The 21622-nt window shown below is 64.5% G+C and carries 21 protein-coding genes; 10 read left to right on the forward strand and 11 right to left on the reverse strand.

Annotated features, from left to right (window positions below):
• The first annotated feature begins 18 nt into the window (after positions 1 to 18).
• The 6 genes from VPA02S_RS12830 (at position 19) to VPA02S_RS32355 (ending at position 6065) form a co-directional block, all read left to right on the forward strand.
• Positions 19 to 705 (forward strand): TerC family protein, encoded by a 687-nt coding sequence (locus tag VPA02S_RS12830; RefSeq protein ID WP_015867929.1) that lies wholly within the window; start codon positions 19 to 21, stop codon positions 703 to 705.
• 32 nt (positions 706 to 737) lie between these two features.
• Positions 738 to 1538 (forward strand): Stp1/IreP family PP2C-type Ser/Thr phosphatase, encoded by an 801-nt coding sequence (locus VPA02S_RS12835; protein ID WP_062363967.1) that lies wholly within the window; start codon positions 738 to 740, stop codon positions 1536 to 1538.
• 24 nt (positions 1539 to 1562) lie between these two features.
• Positions 1563 to 2219: an FHA domain-containing protein gene (locus VPA02S_RS12840; RefSeq protein ID WP_018903498.1), complete on the forward strand. Its 657-nt coding sequence runs from the start codon at positions 1563 to 1565 to the stop codon at positions 2217 to 2219.
• 36 nt (positions 2220 to 2255) lie between these two features.
• Complete coding sequence (locus VPA02S_RS12845) at positions 2256 to 4532, forward strand: CHASE2 domain-containing protein (RefSeq protein WP_028254154.1); 2277 nt, start codon at positions 2256 to 2258, stop codon at positions 4530 to 4532.
• 32 nt (positions 4533 to 4564) lie between these two features.
• On the forward strand, positions 4565 to 5368 hold the full coding sequence (locus VPA02S_RS12850; RefSeq protein ID WP_025569723.1) for a 3',5'-cyclic-nucleotide phosphodiesterase: 804 nt from the start codon (positions 4565 to 4567) through the stop codon (positions 5366 to 5368).
• Between the two features lie 205 nt (positions 5369 to 5573).
• The gene (locus VPA02S_RS32355) at positions 5574 to 6065 is read left to right on the forward strand and encodes a pilin (RefSeq protein WP_027729490.1); all 492 of its coding nucleotides are present in this window, start codon (positions 5574 to 5576) and stop codon (positions 6063 to 6065) included.
• 1056 nt (positions 6066 to 7121) lie between these two features.
• Here VPA02S_RS32355 and VPA02S_RS31350 read toward each other — a convergent pair.
• From VPA02S_RS31350 to VPA02S_RS31355, 6 genes are read right to left on the reverse strand one after another with little or no spacing between them, the layout of a single operon-like run.
• A complete protein-coding gene (locus tag VPA02S_RS31350) occupies positions 7122 to 10640 on the reverse strand; it encodes a pilus assembly protein (protein ID WP_081247513.1) in 3519 nt (1172 codons plus the stop codon).
• Positions 10641 to 10673: 33 nt separating this feature from the next.
• The gene (locus VPA02S_RS12860) at positions 10674 to 11363 is read right to left on the reverse strand and encodes a pilus assembly PilX family protein (protein WP_027729493.1); all 690 of its coding nucleotides are present in this window, start codon (positions 11361 to 11363) and stop codon (positions 10674 to 10676) included.
• Positions 11360 to 12499, reverse strand: a complete 1140-nt coding sequence (locus VPA02S_RS12865) for a PilW family protein (RefSeq protein WP_081247514.1) — start codon at positions 12497 to 12499, stop codon at positions 11360 to 11362. The genes VPA02S_RS12860 and VPA02S_RS12865 overlap by 4 nt, the downstream gene beginning before the upstream one ends.
• A gap of 4 nt (positions 12500 to 12503) precedes the next feature.
• Complete coding sequence (locus VPA02S_RS12870) at positions 12504 to 12926, reverse strand: type IV pilus modification PilV family protein (protein WP_049805750.1); 423 nt, start codon at positions 12924 to 12926, stop codon at positions 12504 to 12506.
• A gap of 53 nt (positions 12927 to 12979) precedes the next feature.
• Positions 12980 to 13570: a GspH/FimT family pseudopilin gene (locus tag VPA02S_RS12875; RefSeq protein ID WP_081247515.1), complete on the reverse strand. Its 591-nt coding sequence runs from the start codon at positions 13568 to 13570 to the stop codon at positions 12980 to 12982.
• A complete protein-coding gene (locus VPA02S_RS31355) occupies positions 13567 to 14028 on the reverse strand; it encodes a type IV pilin protein (RefSeq protein ID WP_027729495.1) in 462 nt (153 codons plus the stop codon). Before VPA02S_RS31355 ends, VPA02S_RS12875 begins: the two co-directional genes overlap by 4 nt.
• 157 nt (positions 14029 to 14185) lie before the next feature.
• Between VPA02S_RS31355 and VPA02S_RS12880 the strand changes: the two genes are divergently transcribed.
• Entirely contained in the window at positions 14186 to 15928 is a 1743-nt protein-coding gene (locus VPA02S_RS12880; RefSeq protein ID WP_025569524.1) for a PglL family O-oligosaccharyltransferase, read from the forward strand.
• On the opposite strand, the gene moaC is transcribed toward VPA02S_RS12880, so the two are convergent.
• Positions 15925 to 16416, reverse strand: a complete 492-nt coding sequence (gene moaC, locus VPA02S_RS12885; RefSeq protein ID WP_018903513.1) for a cyclic pyranopterin monophosphate synthase MoaC — start codon at positions 16414 to 16416, stop codon at positions 15925 to 15927. The two genes, VPA02S_RS12880 and moaC, sit on opposite strands and share 4 nt — an antisense overlap.
• Positions 16417 to 16470: 54 nt before the next feature.
• Between moaC and VPA02S_RS12890 the strand changes: the two genes are divergently transcribed.
• Positions 16471 to 18036, forward strand: coding sequence for a M48 family metalloprotease (locus VPA02S_RS12890; protein WP_025569526.1), 1566 nt, complete (start codon positions 16471 to 16473; stop codon positions 18034 to 18036).
• A gap of 30 nt (positions 18037 to 18066) precedes the next feature.
• On the opposite strand, the gene VPA02S_RS12895 is transcribed toward VPA02S_RS12890, so the two are convergent.
• The 3 genes from VPA02S_RS12895 to VPA02S_RS12905 all read right to left on the reverse strand — a co-directional run bounded on the left by VPA02S_RS12895 (position 18067) and on the right by VPA02S_RS12905 (position 19774).
• Positions 18067 to 18420 (reverse strand): phage holin family protein, encoded by a 354-nt coding sequence (locus VPA02S_RS12895; RefSeq protein ID WP_015867914.1) that lies wholly within the window; start codon positions 18418 to 18420, stop codon positions 18067 to 18069.
• Positions 18421 to 18505: 85 nt separating this feature from the next.
• Positions 18506 to 18970, reverse strand: coding sequence for a hypothetical protein (locus tag VPA02S_RS12900; RefSeq protein ID WP_018903515.1), 465 nt, complete (start codon positions 18968 to 18970; stop codon positions 18506 to 18508).
• A gap of 54 nt (positions 18971 to 19024) precedes the next feature.
• Positions 19025 to 19774: a TerC family protein gene (locus tag VPA02S_RS12905; RefSeq protein ID WP_025569529.1), complete on the reverse strand. Its 750-nt coding sequence runs from the start codon at positions 19772 to 19774 to the stop codon at positions 19025 to 19027.
• A gap of 484 nt (positions 19775 to 20258) precedes the next feature.
• On the opposite strand from VPA02S_RS12905, the gene VPA02S_RS12910 reads away from it, so the two are divergent.
• The gene (locus VPA02S_RS12910; RefSeq protein ID WP_062363969.1) at positions 20259 to 20723 is read left to right on the forward strand and encodes a DUF3717 domain-containing protein; all 465 of its coding nucleotides are present in this window, start codon (positions 20259 to 20261) and stop codon (positions 20721 to 20723) included.
• 13 nt (positions 20724 to 20736) lie between these two features.
• Positions 20737 to 21042 (forward strand): putative signal transducing protein, encoded by a 306-nt coding sequence (locus tag VPA02S_RS12915; RefSeq protein WP_015867910.1) that lies wholly within the window; start codon positions 20737 to 20739, stop codon positions 21040 to 21042.
• A 2-nt stretch (positions 21043 to 21044) separates the two neighbouring features.
• Here the strand turns inward: VPA02S_RS12915 and VPA02S_RS12920 are convergent, their stop codons facing one another.
• Positions 21045 to 21605, reverse strand: coding sequence for a YaeQ family protein (locus tag VPA02S_RS12920; RefSeq protein ID WP_028254001.1), 561 nt, complete (start codon positions 21603 to 21605; stop codon positions 21045 to 21047).
• Positions 21606 to 21622 lie beyond the last annotated feature (17 nt).

Below are 21622 nucleotides of genomic sequence, written 5' to 3' on the forward strand. Positions count from 1 at the left end.
CACAGTGGAACAAGAGACATGGAACTCCTTCAAGGCGCCGACTTCTGGATCGGTCTGATCAAGATTGTCTGGATCAACATCATTCTTTCGGGCGACAACGCCGTGGTGATTGCCATGGCGGCCCGATCGCTGCCGCCCGCGCAGCAGAAAAAGGCCGTGCTGTTCGGCTCGGGCGCGGCCGTGGTGCTGCGCATCGTGCTCACGGTGGTGGCGGCCAGGCTGCTGGCGCTGCCCTACCTGCAGATCGTCGGCGGCCTGCTGCTGCTGTGGATCGGCCTGCAGCTGCTGAGCGAAGAAGATGAAGGCGAAGGCGAAGCCAAGGAATACGGCAGCATGATGGCGGCCGTGCGCACCATCCTGCTGGCGGACCTCGTCATGAGCCTGGACAACGTGATTGCCGTGGCCGCCGCCGCGCAGGGCAACATGGTGCTCCTGGTGCTTGGCCTGGCCATCAGCATTCCGCTGGTGATCTTCGGCAGCACGCTCATGATCAAGCTCATGGAACGCTTTCCGATCGTCGTCATGCTGGGCGCCGCCCTGATCGGCTGGGTCGGCGGCGAAACCATTGCCAGCGACGTGTCGCTGCACGGCGTGCTGGCTGCCAACCCCTGGCTGCACTATGCGGCCGCGGCTGCCGGCGCCTTCTTCGTGGTGGCCGTGGGCCGCCTGCTGCAGCGGCGCGCGCAGGCCGCCGAGGGGCACTGAAACCGTCGCGCGTCGACGCTTCCTGAAAACATATGGCGAGTGTCGGCGCGTCCCTTTTCTCCACCCGGCCCCAGCTCTCCTGGGACTTTGCAGGGCTGACCGACGTCGGCCGCGCGCGGGCCCACAACGAGGACGACCTGCACATCGACCCGGCCCTCGGCCTGGCCGTGCTGGCCGACGGCATGGGCGGCTACAAGGGCGGCGAAGTGGCCAGCGCCATGGCGGTGTCGCTGGTGCACGCCAGCTTTGCGCGCTGGTTCGCGCAGGCCGGCCTGCAGGCGCCCGCGCGCGTGGTGCGGCGTGCCTTGCAGGCGGCCACCGACGAGGCCAATTCCGCCATCCTCGAAGCCGGCCTGGCCAATGCCGAACTCCAGGGCATGGGAACCACCCTGGTGCTGGCCGCGTTCCGGCCGCAGCGCGTGCTGGTCGGCCACATCGGCGATTCGCGCTGCTACCGCCTTCGCAACAACAAGCTCGAGCAGCTCACGCGCGACCATTCACTGCGCCAGCAGCAGCTCGACGCCGGCGCCATCACCGCCGAGGAGGCGCTGATCTCCCCGCACCGCAACCTCGTGACGCGTGCCATGGGCGTGGAGCCGCAGGTGGTGCTCGAGATGCACGAGCACACCGCAAGGCCCGACGACCTCTATATGCTCTGCTCCGACGGGCTCAGCGAGATGGTCCCGGATGCGCAGCTTTTCACGCTTTTGAATCACGATGTCGAGCTTCAGCAGAAAGCATCACTTCTGGTGGCCGTTGCCAACGACAATGGCGGCCGAGACAATATTTCAGTTGTCCTGGCCAGGGCGCGCATTGGCAGTGCGCCTGAATAAAAACATGCATTCAGGGAGTCGGCAATGCCGAAGATGATCATTTCGATCGATGGCACTGTCATCGGACAAATGGCGCTTGCCAAGGACCGGACCACGCTGGGGCGGCGCGCCTACAACGACATCGTGCTCGACAATCTCGCGGTCAGCGGCGAGCATGCCGTGCTGCACATGCGCGGCGCTGAAGTCGAAATTGAAGATCTCAACAGCACCAACGGCACCTACGTCAATGCGATCGTCGTCCAGAAGCAGCAGAAGCTCAAGGACAACGACGTCATCGAAATCGGCGGCTGCCGCCTGCACTTCCGCGCCCGCAGCAGCGCGGCCGCCGACGCCGGTTCCCCCCGCGGTGCTGCGCGCGGCGACTACGCGGCCTCCGTTCCGCTGTCGGCCGCACCCACCGAAGCCGGCGCGCTGCTCGAACTGGGCATGCCCGCACTGCGCGTTCTCTCGGGCACCGACCAGGGCCAGGAAGTGCCGCTGCAGAAGGTGGTCACCACCATCGGCAAGCCCGGCGTTGCGGTGGCCGTGGTCACGCGCCGCCGCCAGAGCTACATGGCTTCCACCATCATGGGCGGCGTCACGCTCAACGGCGCACCGCTCGGTGCCGAGCCCGTCGGGCTGCAGGAAGGCGACGTGCTCGAGCTTGGCGGCGCCACGCGCATGCAGTTCGTGCGCGTCTGATTCCCGCGGCGCAACAGCGCCAAGGGTGCAGCACCAGTGACCGCGCTCAGGCGCCACTGGCCGCGCATTGCCATCACCCTGCTGCCGGTTTTGCTCGCGCTCGCGCATGCCACCGGCCTCTGGCGCCTGGATGCCATCGACCGGCTCGACCACCTGATCTACGACACCCGCCTGCGCGCCACCATGCCGGGCACGCTCGACCCGCGCATCGTGATCGTCGACGTCGACGACGCCAGCCTCACCCGGCAGGGCCAATGGCCCTGGTCGCGCGACAAGCTGGCCCGGCTCACCCGGGAGCTCACCGGGCGGCAGCAGGCGGCGGCGCTGGGCTTCGACGTGATGTTCGTCGAGCCCGACCGCAGCTCCGGCCTCGACAAGCTGCGCCAGATCGCACGCGGGCCGCTGCGCGAAATGCCGGGGCTGGCCTCTGAAATCGACCGGCTCGCCCCCACGCTCGACAACGACGCCATCTTTGCCGCCGCCATGCAGGGCCAGCGCGTGGCGCTCGGCTACTACTTCACGCGCACCGAAAAGCCCGGCGCCAAGGGCCAGCTGCCGCCGGCCCCCGTGCTGCAGGCCGAGGCCTTTCCGCCGGGCCGCGGCTATGCCACCGCCTGGAACGGCTTTGGCGCCAGCCTGCCGGTGCTGGCCGATGCCGCGCCGGCGGCGGGCTTTCTCAACACGCTGGTCATGTCGAACGGCGACGGCGTCATCCGCGCCGTGCCGCTCATCGCCCGCTATGAGGGCGACCGCGCCCGGCCCGGCTACTACGAATCGCTGGGCCTGGCCGTCTACCGGCTTGCCAGCGGCTCGCCGCCCGTGCGGCCGGCCTTTGCACCCGGCGGATCCGGCGGCGCCGCGCCGCCGCTCCAATCCCTGCTGGTCGGCGGCCTGCGCATCCCCGTCAACGAAGCCGCTTCCATGCAGGTGCCGTTCCGCGGCCCCGGCGGCGCGCACGGCGGATCGTTCCGCTACGTGTCGGCCGGCGACGTGCTCGAAGGGCGGCTCGCGCCCGGCGAGCTGAAGGACCGCATCGTGCTCGTCGGCGCCACCGCGCCGGGCCTGCAGGACCTGCGCGCCACCCCCGTCGGCGCTGCCTTCCCCGGCGTCGAAGTGCATGCCAACATCGTCTCGGCCATGCTCGACCACCGCCTGCTCGCGGTGCCCGACTATGCCCCGGGTTATGAAGTGCTCAGCGTGCTGGCCGCGGGCCTCGTGCTGGCGCTGGGGCTGTCGCTGCTGCCCGCCCCGCGCGCCGTGGTGCTGGCCATTGCCACCCTCGCGGCGCTGGTCGGCGTCAATGCCTGGCTCTACCAGCGCCACAGCCTCGTGCTGCCGCTTGCCTCCGCGCTGACCATGGCGGTGCTCGCCTTTGCCTTCAACATGGGCTGGGGCTACTTCATCGAGTCGCGCGCGCGCCGGGGGCTGGTGCGGCTCTTCGGCACCTACGTGCCGCCGCAGCTCGTCAAGGAAATGCTCGTCACCCCCGGCCGCTACAGCATGCGCGCCGAGAGCAAGCACATGACCGTCATGTTCTGCGACATGCGCAACTTCACCCGCCTGTCGGAGCAGATGGCTCCGGCCGAACTGCAGGCCTTCCTGAACAACGTGTTCAACCGGCTCACCAGCGTCATCAGCACCCACCGCGGCACCGTCGACAAATACATGGGCGACTGCGTCATGGCCTTCTGGGGCGCCCCCATCGACACCCCCGAGCACGCCACCCTGGCCGTGCGCGCCGCGCTCGACATGGCCGAGGCTGTGCGCGACATCAACAACATCCACCGCACCACCGGCCGGCCCGAGATCAGCGTGGGCATCGGCATCAACAGCGGCGTCATGAGCGTGGGCGACATGGGCTCGGCCGCGCGGCGCAGCTACACCGTCGTTGGCGATGCGGTCAACCTGGCCTCCCGCCTCGAAGGCCTGAGCGTGCACTACGGCGTGGAAATCGTCGCCAGCGGCGCCACCCGCGAACTCGCGCCCGGCTTCGTCTGGCAGGAGCTCGACAGCGTGCTCGTCAAGGGCCGGGCGCAGGCCGTGGCCGTCTTCACGCCGCTCGGCGCCACCGCGCAGGCAGAGGCCCAGAGCCCTGCCGCACTGCAGCAATCCGCCCAGCTGCAGCGCTGGGCCGAAGTGCTGGCCGCCTACCGCCGCCAGGACTGGGCCATGGGCCGCAACCTGCTGGATCCGCTGCTGACCGCGGATGCCAAAAAAGTCCTTTACCAGCTCTACGCACAACGATTAGCCTCCATGGCGTTGCGGCCCCAAGACCCCGAATGGGACGGCGCAACCCGCTTCGAAACCAAATGACGGCAGAAGACACAAGCAGAGGGTCTCTCACAATGCAGGTTCGCGTGCTGGGTTGCTCGGGCGCCATTGCCAAGGACTGCCGGACCACCTCGTTCCTGATCGACACCGACCTGCTCGTCGATGCGGGCACCGGCGTGGGCGACCTCACCCTCGACGAAATGGCCGGCATCGACGACGTGGTGCTCACCCACTGCCACCTCGACCACATCGCCGCGTTGCCCCTCATGCTCGACGCCGTCGGCGGCCGCCGCACCCGCTCGCTGCGCGTGCACGCCCTGCGCGCCACCATCGAGGCGCTGCGCGCCCATGTGTTCAACAACGTCATCTGGCCCGACTTCGAGAGCATTCCCAGCCCCGAGGCCCCCTTCGTGAGCTTTCACGACATTGCCGTGGGCCAGGTGCTGCAACTGGGCACCGCCGCCCCCAAGCGCATCGAGGTGCTGCCCGCCGTGCACACCGTGCCCGCCTGCGGCTTTGCCGTGAGCCGCGCCGAGGGCGGCGCCAACTGGGTCTTCACCGGCGACACCGAGCGCAACACCCCCTTCTGGGACCGCCTCAACGCCCTGGACGTGGCCATGCTCGTCATAGAAACCGCATTCAGCAACCGCGAGCAGGCCCTGGCCGAACGCAGCCTGCACCTGTCGCCCCGCGCCCTGGCCGATGAGCTGGCGCACATCGATCCGGGCAAGCAGTTTCCGATCTACATCACCCACACCAAGCCGGCGGAAACCGAAGAGATCATGTGGCAAATCGAGCATCTGGCCGGGCACCAGGTGGCGGGGCTGGCGCAGCGGGATATTCGGTGGTTGAAGGCGAATGGGGTGCTGACTTTTTGAGTCGGTGGAGGCCGAGCGGGCTGACAAATTTGTCACGCTCTGTAGCATTTGGAAGCAGTTTCTGTCACTCGATGTAACCGGATTGAGTGCAAAGTGCTCGGTTTTGGCGGTTCCGGGGCTCGCAAGCGGGATGGCACAGATGCTGCGGAAGGTACTACGCTCCGGGCTTGGTTCCCGGGCTGTACAAACCAACCTGGAGTTTTGAATGAACCGTCGTTCTATCGCACGTAACGTGCAAAAGGGTTTCACCCTTATCGAATTGATGATCGTTGTGGCGATCATTGGTATCTTGGCTGCTGTGGCTCTGCCGGCGTATCAAGATTACATTGTGAAATCTAAGTGGGCCGTCAACATCACTGAAATTGAAGGTGTCAAGTCCGCCATTAAGGCATGCATGGATGACTCGGCCGGTGATGGCACTCTTTGCGACTCGCTGACAGAACTGCAGAAGTACGGCTTTGCTGGTACTGCGCTGCCGACCCCCAAGTATGCAGCTGTCGTCGCTCTTACTGGCACGGCCGCAACTTCGGGCGCCACTCCTACTCCTGGTAAAGTGAATATCGCTTTCACCGGAACGGCTGAAGTGAAATCGTTGGTTTATAACGCCGACTGCGCAATCAACGCGAGCGGCAATATCGCATGTACTGCGACAGGTACTGACACCCTGGGCAACTACGTAAAGACGACGGGTCGCTAAAATCGATTACGCCCAAAAATAGCATGTATCGAGCCGCCTTCGGGCGGCTTTTTTGTTTATTCGGCTTATTCTAATTTAGAGCATTCCTCAGGGTCCTGAAGTCGCCGGTGGATAAAACGCGCTATGCAGCTCAGCAACACACGTCATTAACGAAGCGCTACTGCGGTCGAACCACCAAATCTGTCGGACCTCGACAGCAGCAGGTGGGTATTCGAAAAAGCGAAGAGTTTCAGAGTAAGCAATCAGCGAAATAAGTTTGATCTCACGCTTGCGGCTGGGAACGGCGCGTGCGCTCGATTCTCATCAGGCATGACACTTAGCGGTGCGAGACGGTCTGGATTCGCCGCATGAGGAGTGCGTGGCCTGAATTAAGCTTCAGTCGTGCGCTTGCTTACAGTCCGGCGCATCGATGGCATAGTCAGGCTGAGCACACGCCATCTTGCACAAGTCGGTCATCGAAGCTGAGCAGGTGGGCTCAACGTGCTGATGCCATCGCTGAAATGTACCGAGCGTGGTGGAACGGGGATCGAGGGCCTAGTGTGATCGCAGCTTGCGCCGAAGTAGCTCGCCTCGGCAGACGACATCCCTATCGAGTTTGCGAAGTGCCGCAGGCCACGAACTGTGTAGATCGGCACCAGCGGCGCGGCAGCTGAGTGCTCGACTCTGCGAAAACCCAGCAGACCCACGCGTTGGTAGAAGAATTTAAGCCAATTCAATTGCAGTGAATACTGCAATTGTGGGTCGGCATCTGTGATCTTTTTGTGGAAATGTGAGCGGATTTGTCGATCTGGGTAGGCGTCCCACTTTTTGATCCGGCTTTGAATTTCAAGTCGAACGCTAGAGGGAATGATCTCATTTGCGGTTGCGAAGATTGGCTTAACTTCTATTTAAAACCAGACTAAATTGGAACTTTATTTTCGGTTGCCTCAACCGCTAGATAGGCAAGCTCAAAGCATCGCGGATGCCGGTTGACATCTAATGAAAGCAATAGCGAGCCTTTTGAAGTGTGCTCCACGCCGCTGGCATTTGCCGCACCTCCGAGCGTCTTTCGATCGATCAATTTGTAATTATTTCCCGCCACATGATGCGGGTTGGGGTGGTGGCCGATGGAACTGCCACGTCATAGACCTTGTTCTTGCCATCCGAAGTTCGCACAAGAATCTTCACTGTGCCGTTTGGCAGTCCTTCAGGTTGCACGCGGCTCGCGAGCACATTCCCCACAAAACGGCTGGTCAGATTGGGAATGGCCCCGCCGTTGCTGTAGTTCAGGAAATAAAGATTCGAACTCCCGCCGGGCGTGCAGGGGTCGCTCGATGGAATGTTTGTCGTGAACGCAAGCACGCCCTGGAACAGCACCGGACTCGTATAAGCGCGCTCGCCGACTGGCGTCGTTGCAAAGTCGAGGACCCAGCCTTTCTTGGTCGTGAGATCCAGTGGATTAGTGGTGACGTTGACGTTCGTACCCGACGTCGTGGCGGTCTGCCGTACGAGCTGAGTGCGCAGTGGCGTGATCGTCGGATTGTCGGATTTGTCGTCGAGCAGGCCATAGAACGATTGCGGCAGGCTGGCGCTGGCATTGGCCCCTGTGGCGCCCGGAATGTCGGAAGCTCCAAGGTATTGGCCGGTGCCCACGTAGACCATACGCTTGCCCTTCACCACGCCCAACTCGGGCGAGGCGGTAATGGGCTGCACCCTGCCGCTGGTGTCTACCAGGGTTGCGAGGCGCTTGACGTTCCAGTCAGTTGTCGAGGTGGCCGAAAGGTCGAACCGCCACACGTTGCCGAGCAGGTCGCCGCCGTAGACATAGTCCGCGGTGTCGTCGGTGCCAGGACTCACCAGGAACGCGCTGACTTTTGCGAGGCCACTGGGGTTGGCGCTGCTGCCCGTACCGGTGCTTAGGTCCTTGATCAGGGCGCCGGTGGCGGTATTCAGCACAAACAGGTGGCCGGCACCATCGCCGCCGGTATCGGCGCCGTTGTTGTAGCCCGACGTCACCAGCGTGACCCAGCCAGCCGCCTTCGTCTTCACGTTGAGCGGCGTGCCGTAGCTGTAGCCGATGTTGTTCTTGACCGCCGCCGGGGTGCTGGCATTGGGAAACTCCCACATGACTTTGCTGGCTACCGCAGTGTCCGAAGCCGCCGTGGGGTCGGTCACGTTCAGCGCGAAATAGCCTCTTCCGCCCTTGGCGAGGCCGCCGATCAGGACCGTGGCCCAGCTGGGCGTCGGAGGCGTGGGCTGGTTTGCGAGCGTGTTGCTGAGATCGACGTCCGTGGCTACCGAGGTTCCGTCCACGTAGAAGCGATGCTGGAACGTGGGGCTTTGTTGTGTCAGACCAACCAGCGAACTGGTGCCGGTTGAAGTCGTGGAGAGGTTGGCATCGACAATGCCGCCCGGCACGTAGGCCCACAACTCATTGCCGGTTGCGGCGTCAAAGGCATGAAGCATGCCGTCGTTGGCGCCTTGATACACCACCCGGGTACGGCTTGCGGCCGTTCCGGCCTTGAATGTCGAATAGCCCGGGTCGGTATAGCTCGAACGGGGCGCCGATACGTAGGTTGGTTCGCCGTTCACAATGTCGCCCAGCACGTGCGTGCGGGTACGGTACGGTTGGCCGCTGGTGCTGTCGGTGCCTTCCTTGCTGCGATCGCCCCGCAGGTAGGAGAACACCGCAGCGTTGTCGCTTGGGCCCGGAGGGGTTGCCACCGAGTTGAAGCGCGATACCTTCGCGCTCAGGCCGGTGGTGGTGAAAGGCACGCCATTGCTGCCGTCGAAGCTCGCGATTTTCCGCGTTCCGAATGCCTTGCTATCGAGCAGCGACTGGGCAGACCAAAGCGGTGTGCTGCCCAGCAATCCGGTATTAACGTCGATCGCAAAGGCTTCGAGATCGCCGTACCACGTCCCTGAATTGAAGCTCGAGGCAAAGGCCGTGTTGTCCCCCGATTGCACGTTCGGGTTGCTCACCGCCACCGAGGCCGCTGCGCCCGTGCGATTGACGATGTTGTTGAGGATGGAGCCGAGCGCGGTTTGCAGCTTGGCCGGATCCTTCGCATTGAAGTATTGGCCGTGGCCGTTGAGCGCCGCATGCCAGAGGTCGTCGATGGCGGTGGCCGAATCTGCTGCTGGCGCCGGCCAGGCGTCTGTGCCGGTGGGCGGCGTGGAAACCGTGCCACTGGCGCCAAGACCGATGGTAAAGGTGACCATGTGCTGCCATGTGGCCGGGTCGGAAGGATTGGAAGCCACCTTGCCTGCCGAGGATGTGGGCGCAGTAAGGTCCGAAATCCAATACTTCATCGCTACATCGGCGAGCGTGTCCGAAGTATCGGAGCCGCCGTAGAAAGGAGCTGGAAAGCGCTGCCCCGCCACAAGAGGTACGCCTGCAATGGGGTCGTTGATGGCCGCTCCTGTATCAGCATCTCTATAGACATTGGCTGGCAAGGTCGGAACGGTTTGGTCCGTGTTTCCTACGGAGGCACTGTCACTCCCATTCCAGTAGCCGTCGGTGGAGAGAATGGTGTAGTTGGGCGTACAAGCCAGAGGGACCGTCGTCGACCGCGCGGTCGTCGTGTTTGCCCCTGGCATGGTTCCAGTTCTGAAATATTCACCCGCGCGCTCAAGCGCTGGAATCAAAGGTGTGCCGCCACCTGGATTGATGGAATACAGCTTGTTGTACCAAGTATTTTTTTGCGTGCTGCCGAAATCCGACAACGCGACAAAATTCGTTGCGTTCGTATTGACGTCACTGCTGTTGTTATTGATTGTCGAAAAACCTACGCGCGACTTGTTATCGAGAACTGAGAAGGCGAGACCCAGCGAGCTTTTTGCCGTATGAATGCGCGTGCGGTAGTAAGAGAACCAGTTGGCAAAGTTCTGTATTTCCTGAGCATAGGTACAAGTTGCTCCCGTTCCACAGTCGGTTCTTGTGGAGGCTTTGGGGTAGGTAGCCGTCGCGCTGGTGATCTCGACCCGGTTGTAATTGCTGTCGGAATCCTGCCCGCTTGAACCGCTTTCGGTACCCGAACCCTTCCAAACATAGTAGAAAGCATAACGGGCATAACTCGTGGTCTTCGTCCCGCTCGACGTGTCCGCGCAGTTCCTGTTTGCTGCAAAGCTGCTGGTATAGCGTGGCAGATCTGGTGGGGTCGTTGTATTCCAGCATGTCTCCGTAAGATCAACCGTCGCAGTGGAGCCGTTGGTGGTCGCATAAGGATCGACTCGTGCTGATGCGGCCGAACTCGCAGGCATCGACGAAGTGAAGGTCGGCGCGGTGCTGTCGTACTTGACGCCGGGCAAATAGGTGATGGTAGGGTTGTAATAGAGTTCGTTGAACGTCGGCGAGTAGTAGGCTCTCCGGCTCTTCGAGAATTCCGCTGTCGCGTCGGTGCCGGTGATCGATCCCCACTCCATACTTCCAGAGTTGTCGAGCGTGAAAAGAATGTTCGGCTTGGCCCGGCTCTGCACAATGAGCGGAACATCTGTCAGGTCGGTCGCTGCAAGGGCGGCAAAGGGTTGAAACACCAGCGAAGCCACCATCATTGCGACGATGCTGGTCGATGTTCTTTTGGCTATTGATTGCATGATCGTGTTCGTTGTTATTTCAACTTCGAGATTTCAGCCAAAAGGCAATTCGATGGTGGTCTGGACAATGCTGAGTGCATTGCGGGGACCCTGGACACGCACCGTCACCCGGTAGTGAATGGTGGGGCGGGTCGGCGGCGGCGGCGTCAGGCTGCCGAAGACATTGGTGGTCTGCGCATGGCTGTTGAGGTCGTCGCCGGCAGATCCGCCCGAGGAAAACGGCTGCCCCGCTACGCATTTGCTGGTTAGCAAGGTCAGCGGATCGGTTGTTGCAGGCGCGGTGGTGCAGAGCCTGTCGATGACGTACTGCACCCGATAACTCGATTCGTCACTGCAGCTGATTGCGGTGGCGCCACCTGTCGCGTCATAGCAGGGCACATCGGCCCAGTTGTTGCTGGCCACCGCAGTCGGGATGCCGTTGGCGTCTACCGCTTGCATGAGCCGAAAATACTTGCCGGTGACATCGGCATCCGCCGTTGCGAGAGTTGGCAGCGCGTTGAAAGCGCGTTCTGCCCCCGTGTCGGCCGCACTCGTGGTGGCGCTTTTGAAAGCCACGTTGCCCGATATCACCCCCGCCGTGTCTGTGGAGCGAAGCAGTGCCACCGCTGCCAGCGAAAGAACCAGCACCGCAATGAGCGCAATGAAGACGATGACGCCGCGCTGCGCCCGGTTTGCCCGAGCGCGGACCTCGGCAGTGGAATAGGAAGATGGGAAAAGGGTCATGACAGGTTGGCCCAAAGAACATTGCGCAGCGGCACCACGGTTTCGAAGGTGCGATAGCGATAGCAGCGCCAATCGGAATCGTTGCTTAAATCGATGGTCGGACCGCCCGGCCAACTTTCGGGGGCTGTGGTCGTGATTGCGCAGACGGTTTGCCCCGAAGGAAGTCTTTCCTTGAGCGGACTGCGAACGACGACCGCAACGCGCAGTGCCTTGATGCGCTTGAAGTCTTCCGCCGTAGGAGTTGCCCAACTGCCGGTGGCGCTGACCCAGTTGTTGACGACCTGGCTGCCTGCATCGCTGATGCCGTAATAGGCCTTGAGGCTCACGACATTGTTTGCAAGCTGAACCTGAGTCAGCGAACTGAAGAAATCCTGCGAGACCAGCGAGCCGTTAACAACAGAGTACGTACGCTGTGTGAATGCACCCAGGTCGTAAATGCGCGGGTTTGCGGTGTAGCTCACGGGCCAGCCGTTCGCCGTCATGTAGGCGGCTGGCGGGTTGTAGCTGGGCTGCGTTGCGGTGCCCGTTGCCACATCGTGCGAAAGAATGACGCTGGTCGGACTCGCCGGGTTGGCGACCGAGGCAGTGATGCGGGTCAGGGCGCAGTTGCCGGCATCATCCGTCAGCCAAACGAAGCCACCAACAGACGACAGAGCAACCTGTGTGGCCGGTTGAAGGTTGGACACCGATGTTCCGGGAGGATTGGCTGTGACGTTCTGCAGCAGGGCATTGCGTACGTTGCTGCGAACGGAGCTTCCCCATAGCATGGTGATGCTGTCGGAAGCGCCCGCCGCGGCGCCGCCGTCCGTGATTCGGACGGGAGTGTTTGGAAAGTTGGGAACCGAACCGCTTGCCGCTCCCGTGCTGTAGTAGGTGAAGTACGTGGTGCAAGGCATGACAGCCGCTGTCGGCATGCCCCAGCCAGCCGCGCGAATGTCCCGCTCCAGCATCGAGAGGCTGAAGATCCCGTTCTGCTGGGTGTCCGCGCCAGAGGTTGTCGTGCGCTTGATGCCCTCGTAGGTCGAGATCACCTGGTAGATGACGATCGTGACAACGAAGCCCACGGCCATGCCGACAAGAATCTCCACGAGTCCGAAACCCCGCTGCTGTCGAATGTGCTGTTGAGGTGATGACATGCTGTCAGCCTTGAATCTGCGTCGTGAGCGTGAAGTTGTGGGGCGCCGTGTCCTGCGGGGCTTGCCAGCAAAGCGTCACCGTGACGGTGTTGTTCGCTCCCACGGTGATCTGCTGCAGCAGGGCGGCCGCGCCCGGGAGCGAACCCTGATTGGTTGTATCGGTCAGACCGGCAAGCCAACTGGTCACAGCAGGATTGGCCGCGGTATTCGTACCTTCAGCGCAAGTCGTGCTGCCCGCATTCAATGCATAGGTGGGCACGTTGAAGCGGTCGGCCCACATTTGCCCCACGATCTGATTGGCAAACAGGCTTGCCTTCGCGCGGTAGTCGGCATCACGCACAGTGCGGATGGCGGTCGCCTGCAGGCCCATGATGCCCAGGACTGCGAACGAGAAGATGGCGATGGCAACGAGCGCTTCGATCAGCATCACGCCACTCTGCGAACGGGACGAACGCTGCGTTTGGACAGAGCGCTTTTGCTTCATACACAACCTTGAGGATTGGTTGCCAGAGACAGCGCGGGATCGCAGAGCCTGACATCGCCTCCAGGGGTCAGGACAATCGCCAGCCTTCGCACGTCTGTTGTGGCTCCCGTGATGTCTATCTGGCGCACGGTGGTTGCGGTATTGAGCCGTCCCAGGCCTGTAAAAAGAATGCTCGCGGGCAGGCCGGCACCAGGATTTGCCGTTACCGTCCCCACCGCATTCGCGACCTGAACCCGTGCATTGGACGTGGTGGAGGTTTCGCGGCGGGTCTGAACCGACTGGTCGAACGTCGTCGGCGTTGCCGGGAGCGAATACATGATGTCCCAGTCCGTTCCGCCCGTGACCGCCGTACCCTGGGAGGTGTTTAGCAATCGGAACCGGACGTTGCTGTTGCGGCGTATGGCCTCGGCCCGGGCAAGCTGCAGGCCATTGACGATCGATTCAGCGGCTGTGCGAACTTGGGCGTTTCGGATGAAGCTTGTATAACTTGGGTACGCGAATGTGAGCAACAAAGCAAACAGCGCGATGGTCACCATGAGCTCAATAAGGGTGAAGCCCATTGCTGAGCGTCGCACGTCGGGGCTCATGGCTTGCGAAGGATCCAAGCGGACCGGGGACTGCTGAAGTTCCAAGCACAGCCGCTGCAAGTTGTTTGCTGGCTGTTTTGTTCATTAATCGTGTAGGTGAGGCCTGCGACCAAACCACCAGTATTGGCGGGACTTGCAGTCGCCGTGTATGTCTGCCCTGCTGTCGTGCAGGAATACTGGAAGTACGTGCCGGCCGGATTTGCAATTCCACAGGTAGTGCCCGAACCGTAATTGCGGTGGTCTTGGTAGTACTGCTCCATCTGTGCTCGAAAATTGGACAGGGTGCTGGGAGCTTCCTGGACCTGCCCGCGGCGCAGATAGTCGTTATACGAAGGCACTGCAATGGAAGCCAGAATGGCGACGATTGCTATGACGATCATCACTTCAATCAACGTAAAGCCGGACGAGCCGCCCCGTGCCTGGACAGGACGACGGAAATAGCTTGCTTGTTTCTTCAAGAGACACCTTTCGGACCGATTCCGGGCCTCCCGCCAGAGGGCGGGCAACAGTTGTAGACAGTTGTCTAAGAATGTCTCCAAATGTGTTTTTCCGCAAAACCGCTCGTCTCCCACCCGCCGCCATTCGTCGGCCCGGCCGGTCGGCACAATTAGCGGAATGACTTCCCGCGCAGCGCCTGCCGAGGCGGCCGCTCTCCCATCCAAGGCCGTCGGCGCCGTGCGCGCCGGGCTGGTGGCGTTTCCGTTTCTCTGTCCCCTCGTCGCCGGCCCTTCGGTCCAGGCTTGGCAGCTGCTGGCCACCTGGGTCTGCCTCGCGGCGATGCTTCTGGCCATTCCTTCTGCCATGCCGGCGCGCGGCATCTGGGCCTGGCTGGGCGCCGGGGCGGCGGCGGTCGTGCTTTTCTCCTCCCCGCATGCCGGCGCCGCCGCATGGCTGCCGCCCGCGGTGGTGCTCGCCGCCATGGCGGCCGCGGCCTGCGTGGGTGCGGGCATGGTGCGCGGAGGGCCCGGCACCTCGGGGGTGCTGGCGGTGGGCGTGCTGGTGGCCGGCCTGGTCAGCGCCGTGCTGGGCCTGCTCCAGTACTACGGCCTGGCGGAGCCGCTGGTGCCCTGGACCACCACGCCCGCGCTGGGCCAGGCGTATGGCAACCTGCGCCAGCGCAACCAGTTCGCCACGCTGATCAGCATGGCACTGGTGGCTGCGCTATGGATCTACGCGGCGCAGCCCTCGGCGCGCATCCGGCGCTGGCTGGTGGCGGCGGCGCTGCTGCTGCTGGTGGCTGCGGCAGCGTCCACTTCGCGCACGGGCCTGCTCCAGCTGCTGTCGATCGTGGGCGTTGCGGCGTTCATCGCGCGGCGGGAGCGCCGCGGCGCGGCCCCGGATGGCGCTGCCGGCGCGCCGCCCTTCAGCCTGCCGCCGCCGCTGGTGCTGCTGGCGATGGTTCCGGTCTATTTCGCCATCGCCTGGCTGCTGCCGCAGCTTGCGGCGGGCGAGGTCGAGGGCATGATGCAGCGGCTGCAGGAGGGCGCGCCGGGCGACCACACGCGGATGATCCTGTGGCGCAACGTGCTCTCGCTGATTGCCGCGCATCCGCTCGCGGGGTGGGGCTGGGGCGAGCTGGCCTTCGCGCACTACAGCACGCTGTACGACGGGCCGCGCTTCCCCGAGATATTGGACAACGCGCACAACCTGCCGCTGCACCTGGCGGTGGAAATGGGCATTCCGGTGTCGGTGCTGGTCTGCGGCGGCTTCGTCTGGATGGTGTTGGCGGCACGGCCCTGGCGCGAGCGCGATTCGGTGCGGCTCATGGCCTGGGGCATGCTGGGCGCGATCGCGCTGCACAGCCTGCTCGAATATCCGCTCTGGTACGGGCCGTTCCAGCTGGTGTTCGGGCTGTGCCTGGGCATGCTGTGGCCCGCGCGGGGTGCTGGCGGCCCGGCCTCGATGCGGGAGCGGCTGAAGAAGAAGACCCGGTGGCTCGAGCCGCCGGTGCTGTCTTGCGTCGCGGCCGCGGTGCTGATGGCGGTGGTCGGCTATGCCACCTGGGACTACATCCGCATCAGCCAGATCTACCTGGCGCGCGACGAGCGTTTGCCGGCCTATGAAGACGGCACGCTCGCCAAGGCCAGGAAATCGTGGCTCTTTGCCAGGCAGGTCGACTTTGCCGAACTCACGCTCACGGCGGTCACGCCGGACAACGCCGCCGCGATGCATTCACTGGCCGAGCGCACGCTGCATTTCTCGCCCGAGCCGCGCGTGATCACCAAGCTGATCGAAAGCGCCGAGCTGATGGGGCGGGGCGAGGAGGCCCGCGACCAGGCGGAGCGTTTTCGCATCGCCTTTCCGTCGGAGTACGAGCGCTGGCTGAAGGGGCTGTCCGTCGACGGCCAAGCGCCCTAGCCTTGAGGGTCGGCCACGTAGCTCCCCGACTTGCCGCCGTGCTTTTCCAGCACATGCACGTCGGTGATGCGCATGCCCCGGTCCACGGCCTTGCACATGTCGTAGATGGTGAGCAGCGCCACCTGCACGGCGGTGAGCGCTTCCATCTCGACGCCGGTGGGCCCCACGGTCTCGACGGTGGCGGTGCACACCACCTGCGGCGCGTTGCCTTTTTCGGCCAGCGCAAAGGCCAGCGCCACGCGCGTGAGCGCCAGCGGGTGGCACAGCGGGATCAGGTCGCTGGTCTTCTTGGCGGCCTGGATGCCGGCGATGCGCGCGATGCCGAGCACGTCGCCCTTCTTGGCGGTGCCCGATTCGATCAGCGCCAGCGTGGCGGGCTGCATCTCGATGCGGCCGGTGGCCACGGCCACGCGATGGGTGGCGGGCTTGGCCGCCACGTCGACCATGTGGGCCTGGCCCTGGGCGTCGAAATGGGTGAGGGAACTCATGTGTGAACGATCGGTGTGGAGGTGCATCATACGAGCCCGAGCCATGGACGAGGAATGCCGCGCTTGACTCCCTTTGCCACCAAAAAAACTTTCGCCGCGTCCGCACTGCGGTCGCTCTGCGCTACCGTTTTAATAGCGTGCCAGATCCTGCTGCCGATACCGGCCCGCGCCCAGATGCAGGTGCTGCCGGGCCTGGGCGACGGCGGCGAAATGACCGCCAGTGCCGAGCGCCAGCTGGGCGACCAGATTGCGCGCGAGCTCTACCGCGACACCGACTACATCGACGACCCGGTGATCGCCGCCTACGTGCAGGACATCTGGCAGCGCCTTTTGGCCGCCGCACGCCAGCGCGGCGAGCTCACGCCCGAGCTCGACGAGCGCTTTGCCTGGACCATCCTGCTGGGGCGCGACCGCAACATCAATGCCTTTGCGCTGCCGGGCGGCTACCTGGGCCTGAACATGGGGCTGATTGCCACGGTGGGCAGCCGCGACGAGCTGGCCACGGTGCTCGGGCACGAGCTGTCGCACGTCACGCAGCGCCACATCTCGCGCATCATGAACCAGCAGGGCAGGCAGATGCCGCTGATGCTGGCCGGCCTGATCCTCGGCATGATCGCGGCCAGCAAGAGCCGCAACGCCGATGCAGGCCAGGCCGTGATGATGGGCAGCCAGGCGCTGTTCATGCAGAACCAGCTGAGCTTCTCGCGCGACATGGAGCGCGAGGCCGACCGCGTCGGCTTTGGCGTGATGACGCAGGCCGGCTTCGCGCCGCAGGGCGCGGCCGCCATGTTCGAAAAGCTGCAGTACGCCTCGCGCCTGAACGACAACGGCTCCTACCCGTACCTGCGCAGCCATCCGCTCACGTCGGAGCGCATCTCGGACATGCAGGGGCGCTTCCAGTTCCGCCTCGATACCGCCCCGGCCATGCCGCTGGCCATGGACCACGCCATGATCGCCGCGCGCGCCCGCGTGCTCACGCGGCCGGGCGTCGACGTGCTGCGGCTGTGGGTCGATGCGGCCTCCACCGGCGAATTCGCCAAGAGCAGCGCGGCCCAGCAGGCCGGCACGCTCTACGCGGCCGCGCTGTCGGCCAAGGAACTGCGCGACTTCCGGGCCGCGCGCGCCATGGCCGAGCGGCTGACGGCGCGCACCGCCGACGGCGCCTCCGCCGCCAGGCTGGCGCGCTGGCTCCATGCCGAGATCGAGCTGGCCGGCGGCGGCGCCCCCAAGGCCGCGAGCCTGCTCGACGCCAAGTCGAAGGAGCGGCCCGAGATGCTGCTCGCGGCCGATGCTGCCGTGGCCACGCGCCAGCCCGCGCCCCTGGTGCCGGTGCTGCGCGACTGGGTGGCCACGAACCCGCGCGACGCCACCGCGTGGCGGGCCCTGGCCAACCTGTACGGCGCGCAGAACGATTCGGTGCGCGCGGTGCGCGCCGATGCCGAGGCCAACGTGGCCATCCTCGACTATCCGGCCGCACGCGACCGCCTCAAGGCCGCGCAGGAGCTGATGCGCAAGCCCGGCGCGCCGGTCGACCACTACGAGGCGTCGATCATCGACACCCGCGCGCGGGCCGTGGAGGTGCTGGTGAAGCGGCAAGCCGAGGAGCCGCCGCTGAAGTGAGGTGAGCCGGGCAGCGCGAGAAGCGCCGGTTCAGCCCTTGGAGAGCAGCCCGCCCAGCGCGGCTTCGATCACCAGGCCCAGCAGCGAATAGATCAGCGAGCCGATCAGCGCCGCCACGAAGCCGCTGACCTGGAAGCCGGACAGGAGCCCCGACGCGGCCCAGAACAGCAGTGCGTTGATCACGAACAGGAACAGCCCGAGCGTGACGATGGTGACCGGCAGCGTCAGCACCACCAGCACCGGCCGCACGACCATGTTGAGCAGGCCGATGACGGCCGCGGCAATCAGCGCGGAGCCGAAGCTGGCAACCTGGACACCGCTGTAGAGATAAGCCACCGCCAGCAGCGCGACAGCGCTGAGCAGCCATTTGATGATGATGCGCATGCGGCGCAGGATACCCCAGAGCCCCCAAAACAACGAGCCCCGGGGCGTTGCCGCACCGGGGCTCGTCGGGGACGGGGTTGCGCGGTTATTCGGCCAGCTCGTTCGCAAGCACCAGCAGCGCGCCCATGCCCATCACGGCGCCCGGAAAGGCCCAGCCCGACTGGCGCGCGGGCGCCTGTTCGGGCGTGACCGGCTCCAGGTCGACGCCGATCTTGGGGCGGCGCGCATCGACCACCAGCGTGGCCGAATGCTCGCGCTTGAGCTGCTGCGTCAGGTCGGCCAGCGGGCCCTTGGCCAGCACCGGCGTCACCTGGCCGCCATTGCGCTCGAGCAGCGGCAGCAGTTGCGCCTGCACCTTGCTGAACCACTTGGCGCGCCAGTTCTCGCGCGCGCTGTGGCTCACCCACTTGCTGATGCGGTGCGTCATGCGCGGAGCGCAGGCCACGAGCACCCAGTGGCGAGCCACGACGCTGCTGGCGTCGGGGGCAAGCTCGGCGAACTGCTCGGCCGCATAGCCGGCGTCGTCGACGTACAGAATGACCTTTTCCATGGGTGCTCCTTCAAGTAATGAGAGTGGCTAAGACCGGGCGCGGGGGAAGAGCCGTCAGCTCGACGACGTTGCGGCTTCGGCCGGCTTCTGGCGAGCCTGGCGCATGGCCACCCACTTGCCGACGGCCAGCACCACCAGCGCGCCGGCAATGCCTGCGGCGTACCGGATGGTATCGGTCTGCGGCAGCTTTGGCACCCAGGTCCAGGCCGCGGTGTTCGACAGCGCGGGATCGGACACCGCCATGGTGCCGGCAATCCAGCCCAGCAGCATGCCGCCGAGCGTGATGATGATCGGGAAGCGGTCCATCAGCTTGATGACCAGCTGGCTGCCCCAGACGATGATCGGAATGCTCACCAGCAGGCCGAAGATCACCAGCGGCATCTGGTGCGCCTGGCCGGCGCCTTGCGCGGCACCGGCAATCGCAATCACGTTGTCCACGCTCATCACCAGGTCGGCCACGATCACGGTCTTGACCGCGCCCCACAGCTTGTCGCTGCTCTGGATGTTGCCGTGCGCGTCGTCATGGTCGGGCGCCAGCAGCTTGATGCCGATCCACAACAGCAATGCGGCGCCGACCAGTTTCAGGAACGGAATGGCCAGCAGCGTGAGCGCGAAGAAGATCAATATCACGCGCAGCGCAATGGCACCGGCCGTGCCCCAGAGGATGCCCTTGGTGCGTTGCGCGGGCGGCAGCTTGCGGCAGGCCAGGGCAATGACGACGGCGTTGTCGCCGCCGAGCAGGATGTCGATCATGATGATCTGACCGACCGCGACCCAGAATTCCGGGGTCATGAACTGTTCCATAGGTTCCTCTTGTCTTCGCGCGGCCCGTCCATCCTGGGCTGGATGGCGGCGGTCCGGCGCATGCGTTGCATTTCGATCCATCCCGTGCGGGTAGGCCGAAGCGATGGCGAAGACCGGGCGATGACCGGGGATTCAGGAACGCTTCGACCAAACCTGCGCAGGTTCAAATCGAAGGTCTTGCTCGACAGCGCGCGCCCGGAGGCACGTGTTGTCCAACAGGCCGGAAGTGTTGTGCTTCGTATTGACGACCTGTCGATGCCGCCGTGGTGCACGGCGGCTGGGAGCTACTCCCCTTCGTGAGGAGAATTAGAGCATTGCAAACCCCGTTCTGGCAACCTCGAAATTACCGGGCTTCAAAAGGAATGCTCTCGAAAGCCTTGTGACTAATGGCTTTGTCGCTATGTGTTTGGTAGCGCATATAACCTTCGACTGACGCGGGACATTGCCGGACTATGATCGCCGGCTCGCTGTTTTTTCTCTCTTCATGGCCGCCATTCACATCACCGACATCGAGGCCGCCATCAACCATTGGCGGGAGAAGAGCCCCTCGCCCGACGGCATCACGCTGGCGCCCGAGTTGCGCGCGCTGGCCGAGGTCTACGCGCTCATGGTGTTCCACCACGAGGACGAGGTCGACGAGGTCGGCTTCCCTGAAAAAGCCTGGGCCGCCTGGCTCGACTGGTACCACAGCACGCCCGACACCCCCTGCATTGCCATCTGCTCCACCAGCCAGGGCGACGACCAGTGCAAGGGCTGCGGGCGCAGCTTCGACGAGGTGCAGCACTGGCCCGCCATGACGCCGGCCGAAAAGCGCGTGACCTGGCGCCGCATCACCATGGAAGACTCGGCCTGGCGCTTCAACAAGTACGCCGAGCGGGCACGCGAGGCCGAGCCGCCGCAGTGGCCGGGCGATCCCGCCGAGCCCCTCGGCCCCGACGACACGCCCTGAAAGAGGCCGCCCCATGCGCCGCCTTGCCCAGGCTCCGAACCTCGCGATTGCCGCGCTGTGGGTGCATGCGCTGCGGGAGGAGGGCGTGGAGGCGACGGTGCAGCGCGAATACCTGGGCGCCGTCATGGGCCAGCTGCCGCCCGACCAGTGCCTGCCCGAGATCTGGATCGACGACGAAACCCAGTTCGAGCGCGCGCAGCAGGTGCTGCATGCGGCCCAGCACCGGCCGCAGCGCAACTGGCAGTGCGCCTGCGGCGAGCGCATCGAAGGCGGCTTCGAGCAGTGCTGGCACTGCGGCGCGATGATGCCGGTGGCCTGAGGCTACTTCCAGCGCAGCAGTTCGACGTCGATGCTGTGGGTGCCGTCGCCCAGCGTCAGCGTGTTCTCCTGGATCGTCGCCTGCAGCTGCATGCTGCGCTGCGCGAGCGCGGCCAGCGCTTGCGAGGCCTCGGTCGGCACCCGGTAGACCTGCAGGTTCTGCGGGCGCGTGAGCTTGTTCTCGATGCCGCGCCACCAGATCTCGGCGGCGTGGTTGAAGCAGTAGACGATCACCTCGTCCGCCTTGCCGCAGGCCTTGATGACGGGCTTGTCCTCGGGCTGGCCGACCTCGATCCACAGCTTGGTCTCGCCCGTGAAGTCGCGCAGCCAGACATCGGGCTCGTCCACGTTCGACAGGCCCGCGCCGAAGGCCAGCGTGCCGTCGCCGTTGCACACGTCCTGCAGCTTGTGCGCGTTGAGCGCGAGCGCGACGAGCCGGATCATCATCCGCTCGTCGGTCTCGCTCGGGTGGCGCGCCAGGGTCAGCGCATGGTCGGCGTAGTAGCCGTGGTCGATGTCGGCCACCGCGAGGGCGGCCTTGAAGATGGTGGATTTGAGGGCCATGGGTGCGCGAGTGTATG

This window comes from Variovorax paradoxus NBRC 15149, from assembly GCF_001591365.1.
In the GTDB taxonomy this organism is placed as follows: domain Bacteria; phylum Pseudomonadota; class Gammaproteobacteria; order Burkholderiales; family Burkholderiaceae_C; genus Variovorax; species Variovorax paradoxus.

What these genes read in the sequence shown, in the direction of transcription:
- VPA02S_RS12860 (WP_027729493.1), bottom strand. Translation starts at nt 11,363, where the DNA reads ATGACCCTTTTCCCATCTTCCTATTCCACTGCCGAGGTCCGCGCTCGG.
- VPA02S_RS32355 (WP_027729490.1), top strand. Translation starts at nt 5,574, where the DNA reads ATGAACCGTCGTTCTATCGCACGTAACGTGCAAAAGGGTTTCACCCTT.
- VPA02S_RS12835 (WP_062363967.1), top strand. Translation starts at nt 738, where the DNA reads ATGGCGAGTGTCGGCGCGTCCCTTTTCTCCACCCGGCCCCAGCTCTCC.
- VPA02S_RS12920 (WP_028254001.1), bottom strand. Translation starts at nt 21,605, where the DNA reads ATGGCCCTCAAATCCACCATCTTCAAGGCCGCCCTCGCGGTGGCCGAC.
- moaC (WP_018903513.1), bottom strand. Translation starts at nt 16,416, where the DNA reads ATGAGTTCCCTCACCCATTTCGACGCCCAGGGCCAGGCCCACATGGTC.
- VPA02S_RS12830 (WP_015867929.1), top strand. Translation starts at nt 19, where the DNA reads ATGGAACTCCTTCAAGGCGCCGACTTCTGGATCGGTCTGATCAAGATT.
- VPA02S_RS12900 (WP_018903515.1), bottom strand. Translation starts at nt 18,970, where the DNA reads ATGGAAAAGGTCATTCTGTACGTCGACGACGCCGGCTATGCGGCCGAG.
- VPA02S_RS12880 (WP_025569524.1), top strand. Translation starts at nt 14,186, where the DNA reads ATGACTTCCCGCGCAGCGCCTGCCGAGGCGGCCGCTCTCCCATCCAAG.
- VPA02S_RS12895 (WP_015867914.1), bottom strand. Translation starts at nt 18,420, where the DNA reads ATGCGCATCATCATCAAATGGCTGCTCAGCGCTGTCGCGCTGCTGGCG.
- VPA02S_RS12870 (WP_049805750.1), bottom strand. Translation starts at nt 12,926, where the DNA reads ATGCTGATCGAAGCGCTCGTTGCCATCGCCATCTTCTCGTTCGCAGTC.
- VPA02S_RS31350 (WP_081247513.1), bottom strand. Translation starts at nt 10,640, where the DNA reads ATGCAATCAATAGCCAAAAGAACATCGACCAGCATCGTCGCAATGATG.
- VPA02S_RS12915 (WP_015867910.1), top strand. Translation starts at nt 20,737, where the DNA reads ATGCGCCGCCTTGCCCAGGCTCCGAACCTCGCGATTGCCGCGCTGTGG.
- VPA02S_RS12850 (WP_025569723.1), top strand. Translation starts at nt 4,565, where the DNA reads ATGCAGGTTCGCGTGCTGGGTTGCTCGGGCGCCATTGCCAAGGACTGC.
- VPA02S_RS12890 (WP_025569526.1), top strand. Translation starts at nt 16,471, where the DNA reads ATGCCGCGCTTGACTCCCTTTGCCACCAAAAAAACTTTCGCCGCGTCC.
- VPA02S_RS12905 (WP_025569529.1), bottom strand. Translation starts at nt 19,774, where the DNA reads ATGGAACAGTTCATGACCCCGGAATTCTGGGTCGCGGTCGGTCAGATC.
- VPA02S_RS12910 (WP_062363969.1), top strand. Translation starts at nt 20,259, where the DNA reads ATGGCCGCCATTCACATCACCGACATCGAGGCCGCCATCAACCATTGG.
- VPA02S_RS12840 (WP_018903498.1), top strand. Translation starts at nt 1,563, where the DNA reads ATGCCGAAGATGATCATTTCGATCGATGGCACTGTCATCGGACAAATG.
- VPA02S_RS12875 (WP_081247515.1), bottom strand. Translation starts at nt 13,570, where the DNA reads ATGAGCCCCGACGTGCGACGCTCAGCAATGGGCTTCACCCTTATTGAG.
- VPA02S_RS12865 (WP_081247514.1), bottom strand. Translation starts at nt 12,499, where the DNA reads ATGTCATCACCTCAACAGCACATTCGACAGCAGCGGGGTTTCGGACTC.